The organism is Atribacterota bacterium (assembly GCA_028703475.1).
Classification (GTDB): Bacteria; Atribacterota; Phoenicimicrobiia; order Phoenicimicrobiales; family Stramentimicrobiaceae; genus JAQVMU01.
In genome coordinates this window covers 1-9130 of sequence record JAQVMU010000064.1, presented here as the reverse complement: position 1 = coordinate 9130, position 9130 = coordinate 1, and the positions used below count along the sequence as shown (strand labels likewise).

Sequence of the window (9130 nt, the reverse complement as noted above, 5' to 3'; positions counted from 1 at the left end):
TGGTTTTTTATATCGCCAGGGATTTATAATATTTTGTATAAAATACATAAATATATAAAAAAATTATTGTAATATCAGGTAATATTAGCAGTGGAAAATAAGGTTTAACAGAATTACTTAGCAGACAGCCGGGATGGGAATCTTTTCTCTAAGTAGTATATAAAAATCCCTATCTGGAATATACTTATCATGATAAAAAGAAATAAAGCTTTAATCTCACCCCACTTAATTATTTATTTAAAGGCCTTTGCTTCAACCATTAAGAATATAATTATTCCTTATGGTAGGCGTTTGGAAAAAGAGATCACCTCCTTTTTTAATTTTAATAAATGAATTATATGGAAAATGAATGAAAAATGTAAGTTATAACAAATTTTGATAATATCCACAGATGATTTAAACATTATAAATAGGTCTAAAAATTTTAAGCGGTTGGTAAGAAATAAGCTTTGAATTATAGTATAAATTATGTATTATAACAGAAATTGTAAAACATTTTGATTAAATAATTGATTGGAAATAATTAATAATTATGTACTTCAATAATATAGATTATCCTGTACTTGGTTACTTAAGTGAAAAGAGATTTATTTCAATCAAGGAAATAAGTAATGAGCTTGGTGTTTCATGCAATGAAGTATTAATCCAAATACAGGAATTAAAAAAATATGGTTATCGTTTTTTAACTCATTCTGTAAATAAATATAGAATTATTTTTCGACCAGATGCTTTATTACCACAGGAAATAATTCATACATTAAATACAAGAAAAATAGGAAGAAAAATTTATTATTTTAATGAAGTAGATTCAACTAATATTGTAGCCAGAAAGATAATCCGAAATGGAGGAATGAAAACTGATGATGGAACAGTTATTATTGCGGAAAAACAAATTAAAGGAAAAGGAAGATTAGATAGAAACTGGATATCTCCTGAAGGAGGACTGTGGTTTTCTGTAATACTAAATCCCACTATTGATTTATTATATTTACCCCTCATTACATTAATGTCTTCAGTTATTGTTACCAGAATTATCAGGAACTTTTATCAAATTAATGCAAAAATTAAATGGCCTAATGATATCCTGATAGATAATAAAAAAATATGTGGTATTCTTACTGAAACCAGTATTTCATCTAATTCATTGGATTATGTTATAGTAGGAATAGGTTTGAATGTTAATATCAGTATAGAAGATTTTCCAGAAAACATTATCAACAACACAATCTCTTTAAAAAGTATAATTGGTGAAAATATTTCCCGAAAGAGAATACTAATAGGTATTCTGGAGGAATTTGAAAAATATTATGAGACCTTTAAAAAAAGCAATTTTACTTCAATTATTAATGAATGGAAATTATACTCAGGAACAATAGGTAGTAAGGTCAGCATTAATACAGGTAGGAATGTTATTACTGGAAAAGCTGTTGATATAGATAAAAATGGGGGTTTGATTTTAAAGATGAAAAACGGGAATTGTGAGAAAGTTATGTCTGGCACTATTATAAGATAATGATGGAATATGGGGGTCAACCTGTTAAATGGAAATAATAAAGAATAATAAAGAGAGAACAGATATGAAAGGATTACTGATGCCAGAATCTGAACAGCAATGGATTATGGATATTACCAGTAATCATTTTGGAATAAACCAGCGAGTGATTAATCTTTTACAAGGACTGAAAGAGGTTCCTTACAGACAGGAAGATGTAATTGAGAAAATACGAGAGATAGCCCTTAATGATTTATGGTTTTATAAAAATCACCCGGAAGCTGAAAAGGCTATTAGATTTATTTTCAGCTTATTTAAGATTACATTGTCCAAAGAATTAAATTATCAGGGTAAAAAGAGATTTCTTGATACGCTAATAGAATTTATTGCAGCATTATATGATGAGAATTCAGAAGGAATTGATTATGAATCTCTTAATGAAGATCTCTTGGTCTTTTTTGAGGAAAGCATTCACAAGGACAAAGAGTTGAGAATATATTCATCGTCTTTTTTCAAAAAGGTACCGGCAGAAATATTCAGTAATAGTTCTCATTTATGCAGATTTCAGAATTTGATAAAGAAAGCCCTGGAAGAGAATTTAAAATTATGGCAAGAAAGTCTTGATTTTGCTGGCTGGTGTAAAAGAAAGGATAGCCAATTTTATAGGGAATATAAAGATAATATTTTACAAATAACAAATAGAGAGATCAAAATAGTTAATCAAACAAGGGAAGAACTGATTAAAGCAAAGACTTTAGAAGAATTTTTAGAAATTAATGATTTTGAAGACTTTATAAATAAAATGCATTCAATAAAAGAACTTAGCAAACCTAATTTAGAACAAATATACTTCATATTCTATCTTCTTGAATTACCAGAAATGATTTGTTTGAGAAAACCATTTCTGAATGAATTAGCTTATTCATTCAAAGCATTTCAAACAGAGATAATTGAAAAGGTAGATTTGAATAATTTTTTAAAACAGCTTTTTTTGATTTTAAACCTACTGAAAGAAAAGAATATGGAAACAATAATCGAAGTGCTGTTAAATCTTGGGAAAAAAGTATATTTGACTAAGAATAAAACTGATATAAATATATTTAATAAATACCTGATAGGTTTTGGTTTTGTTTCCCCCGGTAAATTACAAATAAATCAGGATTGGCAGATTGAAGCTAACAATAATCATATTAAAATGATACGTTTATATTTTGAACTAATAAAATGTTCACCAAGGGATAGTACAAGGCTAATAAAAGCTCTTATAGTAAATTTAAAGATTTATGGTGTATTTGTCAGGGACAATGATCTTTTTCAAAGAGATATCAGCCAGTTGCTTGCCAGCGATATTGAACCCAATTATTTTTTAATAAAACAGCTCGCCAGTCTGTTTCCTATTTACTACAATGACATTGGAGCAGAGGGGGACATAAGGCAAATCTCAACTGATGTAGATAAACTATCTTATAACAGTGATAATTTAATTCATTTTCTGAGAAAACAAGTTCACACAGAAAGTAATAATACCCAGATTGATTTGTTAAAGAGAATCCTTTATTTCTGGTATGATGGAAATAGTATTCCTTTAAAAAAATTACTCCCTGAGGATGTCCAGAAAAAGATCAGGACAAGTGGAAAATGGTTTGATCCAATTCACCAAAAAATTAATAAGATTTGTAAAAAAATGAATATTGATATAGAAATGCTCATAGAAAAGCCCATTAATATTATAGAGTCTAATCTTGAAAACGATGACGAGGTAAACAATAAGCGTATACTGTATACTATTAAACTATATCAACTTATAAAACATAAGTATTCGTTACATTTCAGTAATGCTATTAATGATTTGATAAAATCAAATTTTTTTACTGAAAAAGAAGTTAAGGGTCTGAAAAATAATATCGAACAGGAAAAGTATGCATTATCTATAAGAAAGATTTATAGCATGCTTATATATTTGAAAAAAGTTATCATAAAGAAAGAAAAAATAGAAATTAATGAGAGTATTTATTATAAAAGACATATTGCTTCCGGTATACCATCAATGTATGGCAATTATTCTGAAAAGAAATTTGAAGCTTTAGGATTGATGTTGAGGTTGGAAAGTCTGGCAAACCATCTGTTAAATGAATATATAAATCAAAGAAACCTTAATTATATGACTATTGAAGGATTTCATAATGCTGCAAAAATATTGAAACTATTTAAAGAGGGTTTAATGATTAATGGAATTTCCAATGAAAATTTCAATTCACACCTGGAAATGCTAAATTATAGCTTTAAAACAAATACTTTTTCAATGGGACAATTTGTGAATATTTTTTATTTTCTTACTTTAAATATCAAAGAAATAATTGATAGCTACTATATATTGCCGTTTAGATCCCCTTTGGAGACAATTATTCAGCAACAAGATATAAACAATAATAATGAAGAAAAGCAAAAACAGCATCTTTTAACTAAGAAGTCGGAAGAATTCTATCGTGATATGATTGTTTCTGCTTTTCTGATTCAGGATTTAGACAATTACCTTTCAAAGATATTGGATACATTAAGAAATATGACCGGAAAATTAAAGCCTGAAGTAATCAGAATGCTGCTTAACTATAACCCTAAGCTACTCATCAGTTCATTTTATCAGAAGACACCAAAGGTTGATAATCAGATATTCTTGGGAGCCAAAGCATATTATTTAAAAAAATTATATTCATACAATTTTCCTGTTCCCCCAGGTTTTGTACTGACAACAGAATGGTTCAGGGAAAGGACAGCTATTGTTCAATTTCCTGAGATGTACAAGGTAATAATAGAAATGATAAAAGAGAAGGTACGTGAACTGGAAAAAATAACCGGGAAAAAATATGGAAATCCTGATGATCCTTTATTGTTATCTGTTCGTTCTGGAACAGTAATACCTATGCCGGGAGCAATGGATACCATGTTAAATATTGGTATGAATGATATAATTGCCGAGCAGCTTAGTAAAAAAGGATTGTATGGTTGGGCGGCCTGGGATTCCTACCGAAGATTGTTACAACAGTGGGGAATGGCTCATGGGATAGCCCGAGACGAATTTGACAAAGTAATATTAGAATATAAGAGTATTTATGAAATAACTCAGAAGAAGGCTTTTAGCAAGGAACAAATGAAAGCCATAGCTTTCTCATATAAAGACTTATTGGTTAAAAATGGAGTAAGATTAGAAGAAGATCCTTTCAAGCAATTATTACAGGCAATTATTTTTGTATTTAAATCCTGGTATAATGACAGGGCTCAATTATTTCGTAAAAATCTTCAAATTGCTGAAGAATGGGGAACGGCAGTCATTGTACAGGAAATGATTTTGGGCAATATCAATGATGAGTCAGGAACCGGGGTAATTTTTACCAAGGTACCTTTCGAGAAGTCATCTGAAGTTGCCATATATGGTGATTTTACCCAACAAAGCCAGGGTGAGGACATAGTTTCCGGATTGGTATATGCATTACCTGTTTCTGAATTTCAAAATCAAAAATTTTCTAATTTAAGAGGGAATTCTCTGGAGAAGCAATTTCCTGAAATTTATCAGGAGTTACTCAGTTTAGCTCAGGAATTAATTTATCAACGTGGTTATGAACATCAAGAAATTGAATTTACCTTTAAATCCAGACGCAAAGAGGACCTTTTTATTTTACAAACCAGGCAATATTCTATAAAGGATGATGAAAAAACCTCAGTTTTTAAAGATCCCGCAGTTGATAAAAATTTGGTAGGAACAGGAATTGGGATTGGCAGGGGTGTAATTAATGGAATTGTTACTTTTGATATGGAAGATCTGAAAGTAATCTCCAAAAAGTATCCGAACAAAAACAAAATTCTTATAAGGCCTGACACAGTTCCAGATGATATAGAGATGGTATTTGAATGTGACGGGTTATTGACTGCTCGTGGAGGGGTAGCATCACACGCAGCTGTTACAGCTGCTCAGTTAGGCAAGATATGTGTGGTGAATTGTAAGCAATTAACTGTATTTGAGGGTGAAAAGAGATGTATAATTAATGACACAGAATTTAAAACAGGAGATAAAATTGCCATAGACTCTAATTTAGGGAATATTTATAAGGGTAACCATCCTATAACTTTGGAAAAAATTCATTATTTGTAAAATAGAGAAAGAGAGGAATTGTAAAATTGAATTTAAGTTTTACCAAAAGATCCTTAGGGATTAATGGATTAGGAAGAATTGGAAAGTTAACATTATGGTATCAAATAAATGAGAATCACTTTGATGGGTTTATCATAAATGTAGGAAGACCGGTTGGGAAAAAACTTGAGGATATTGCCCATCTGATAGCGACTGATTCTACATATGGCCCTATTGAAAGATTTTTATATGGATCAAATGGTAAAAAAGATGTGAAAATAATTGATAAGGATGAAAACCTTTTGGAGATATTTGGTAAACCAGTAAAAATATTGTGTAAAGCGAGGAATCCTAAAGATATAGAATGGAAAAAAAATGGAGTCAAACTTGTAGTTGACACTACCGGGGCTTTTAATGACCCTACTATTCCTGATGATAATCCGAAGGGAAGCCTTAAAGGCCATTTAACCGCTGGAGCCTGGAAAGTTATTAATAGTGCCCCATTCAAGATAAAGGATAAGACTAAAGAAATTCCTGAGGATTGCAATACTCTTATCTATGGCATTAACCACACTTCATTTAATAAAGAGAAAGACAATATTATTTCCGGGGCATCATGCACTACAACTGCTTTGGCTCATATGGTAAAGCCGTTATTAGAAAGAAGAGAAACCAGAAACATTCTAACTGCTTCATTGTCAACAATTCATGCTGCCACTAATAGTCAAAATGTACTTGATTCTCTACCAAAGGCCTATGAATCTGATTTACGCAAAAATCGTATGGTTTTTAACAACATAATCCTTTCTTCTACCGGAGCGGCAAGTACATTGGACAAGGTTTTACCGGAAGTTAAAAGAGTTGGGTTTATGGCAGATTCTGTCCGTATCCCAATTGATACTGTTTCCTTGATTATACTTAACCTTACATTTCAAGAGTACTTAAACAAAGACGGTAACTCAGCAATAGATAGAGAATTTTTAAATAGTCTATACAAAGCAACCGCAAATGGAGAACAAAAAAACCTTTTATGTTTCAGTGAAGAGCAAAACATTTCATCTGATTTAAAAGGAAAGCCTTTTGCAGTTATAATAGAAGGTCATGATACACATACCAGGACCGGTTTTATTAACCTTAATCCCGAGATGTTAGGTAAAATTGGTTTAGAAGCAGATCATATAGTTAATATACCGGTGACTCATTCTACTTTATTTGGCTGGTATGATAACGAATACGGCAGTTATGTCAATTGTCTGGGCAAATTAACTGTATATATTGATAATAATTTATAATTAAATCATTACATATATTAATAGATTTAATTATAAAATTTAACTTTTAAACATAAAAATTATATTAGCGAACAAGGTTAAATGGGTAAAGATAAAATTAATATACATAATATGACAGCTATATCAATGTTTTCTGCTCTAACTGTGATTGGTGCTTTTTTGTCAATTCCTTTTAGCCCGGTTCCAATAAGTTTGCAATCCTTGTTTGTCCTTTTGTCCGGAATGGTTTTAGGGAGTAAAAATGGCGCCATCAGCCAATTACTATATATATTTTTGGGTGCGATAGGCTTACCGGTTTTTTCAGGATTTAAAGGTGGGTTGGGCATATTATTCGGCCCTACAGGTGGATTCTTATTCGGATTTGTTGTTTCTTCTTATATTGTCGGTAAAATTATTGAAAACTGCAGAAAAATAAATATATTATATTACTTTATTACAGGCTTATTGGGAGCGCTTATTTATTATTTAATAGGAATACCTCAATTGTCGTTAATAACTCAAATAGGAATAAAAGAGTCCATAATGGTAGGAGTTATGCCATTTTTAATAGGTGATATATTGAAAGTATTAATAGCTTCTATTATTGCTGTAAGGATAAAATTTATATTGGAATTAAAATAGGCAGCTATGATATAATAAATAACTGTTCGGGGCGTAGCGCAGTTTGGTACGCGCGCTTGGTTCGGGACCAAGAGGTCGGAGGTTCAAATCCTCTCGCCCCGACCTTAAATATTTTTACTATCAAAATATTTAAATATTCTTTAAATTTATATAATATGGTTTAGGAGGACTTAAAATGAAAAGTTCACAAAAAATTGCTATTTTGGCAGAACAACTATATGAAGATCCTGAATTATGGTATCCTTATTATCGATTAAGAGAAGCAGGTTATGGTGTTGATATTATAGCTCCTGAAAAAAAGACTTATCTCAGTAAACATGGATTTCCGGTTGAGGCAGATTTGGCTATTGAGGATGCAAAAGCAGAAGAGTATATTGGAGTAGTTATTCCCGGTGGATATGCCCCAGATTACTTAAGACGCCATTCAAAAATAGTAAATTTTGTACGAAAAATATTTGAAAAAGATGGACTTGTTGCAGCAATCTGCCATGCTGGCTGGGTTTTAATATCTGCAGGTATATTAAATGACAAGGATGTAACATGCTTTTTTTCTATTAAAGATGATATGATAAATGCCGGGGCAAATTATCTGGACAAAGAGGTAGTTATAGATCATCATCTGGTAACATCGCGTTCACCCAAAGACTTACCGGCATATCTGCCTGCTATTTTAGAAGTACTAAATGAATTTTAATTTAAAATTATATAAGGGGTAAGTTTTTTAATTTTTTATTATTACAGGATATATAAATGCGAAAAATTGTTTTAACAGCATTACCTTATTTTGCTCTTGGTTTTTTAATACTACTGATTAGTATAATATGGTGGCCTGTTAATGGTGGTTTAGTGCAATTGACTAATTCCTGGGTCGGGTTTTTTTTCATCTGCTCTTTCTGTGTAGTTTTTTTATTTCAGGAAGAAATTTATATTTTTCTTAATCAATACATCAAAGGCTCTTTATTTATACCAGGTACACCACAGCAAAAACATAGAGTTTTGCCTGAAATACTGAACAATGAACAAGAATTTCAGGAAGCAATATCCGGGACAGTATTGGCCTGGATGGAAAAAATTAATTTGGAAAAGGAAGAAAAGAAATTACAGGAGAACGATATTTCCCGTGCATTAGAGCAATATCAAAAAACCAGACAAGAGAGCATTAAGTGGCTATTTCTTTTTGCTGATAATTTTTTGGTTCAAAATAGCAAGGATGTTTTATATAAAATATATGAGAGACATTATGTCACTGAACAGATAATCAGAGAAATAATTAATGAAATGGGGATAGATAACACAGAATTAGAGGCAGCTTTAGAGATATTAAGTCACATGAAATTTATTAAAAGACAGGATGAGGAAATTATCATCACTGAAACAGGTTCTGCTTATTGTGCTTACTTAGAAAATACTATCTATAAAAAATAATTAAAAAAATATTTGTACCAGATTATTCTCCATTATTTGTCTTGTTTTATTGAAAAAACAAGATAGAAGGGTAAACCAGTATATATCACTAAATTTGTGATGATATTTATTCGAATATTAGCTAATATCTTGAAAAGGAGAATGATTTGTTTTTTTAATGATGAATATTTTGTC

At 30.7% G+C, this 9130-nt stretch carries 6 protein-coding genes and 1 tRNA gene; all 7 read left to right on the top strand.

All coding sequences use genetic code 11. From position 1 onward, the window contains the following. The first annotated feature begins 532 nt into the window (after positions 1-532). The 7 genes from PHQ99_06815 to PHQ99_06785 all read left to right on the top strand — a co-directional run bounded on the left by PHQ99_06815 (position 533) and on the right by PHQ99_06785 (position 8956). Positions 533-1513 carry a biotin--[acetyl-CoA-carboxylase] ligase gene (locus tag PHQ99_06815; GenBank protein MDD4289282.1) on the top strand — a complete coding sequence of 327 codons (981 nt, stop codon included), beginning with the start codon at positions 533-535 and terminating at the stop codon, positions 1511-1513. 28 nt (positions 1514-1541) lie between these two features. Further along, positions 1542-5639, top strand: coding sequence for a PEP/pyruvate-binding domain-containing protein (locus PHQ99_06810; protein MDD4289281.1), 4098 nt, complete (start codon positions 1542-1544; stop codon positions 5637-5639). Between the two features lie 26 nt (positions 5640-5665). Beyond that, complete coding sequence (locus tag PHQ99_06805; GenBank protein MDD4289280.1) at positions 5666-6910, top strand: glyceraldehyde 3-phosphate dehydrogenase NAD-binding domain-containing protein; 1245 nt, start codon at positions 5666-5668, stop codon at positions 6908-6910. Positions 6911-6991: 81 nt separating this feature from the next. Then, positions 6992-7531, top strand: a complete 540-nt coding sequence (locus PHQ99_06800; GenBank protein ID MDD4289279.1) for a biotin transporter BioY — start codon at positions 6992-6994, stop codon at positions 7529-7531. A 27-nt stretch (positions 7532-7558) separates the two neighbouring features. After that, positions 7559-7633 (top strand) — tRNA-Pro (locus PHQ99_06795). A 73-nt stretch (positions 7634-7706) separates the two neighbouring features. Then, the gene (locus tag PHQ99_06790) at positions 7707-8225 is read left to right on the top strand and encodes a type 1 glutamine amidotransferase (GenBank protein ID MDD4289278.1); all 519 of its coding nucleotides are present in this window, start codon (positions 7707-7709) and stop codon (positions 8223-8225) included. Positions 8226-8281: 56 nt separating this feature from the next. Then, positions 8282-8956, top strand: coding sequence for a hypothetical protein (locus PHQ99_06785; protein MDD4289277.1), 675 nt, complete (start codon positions 8282-8284; stop codon positions 8954-8956). The last annotated feature ends 174 nt before the right edge of the window (positions 8957-9130 follow it).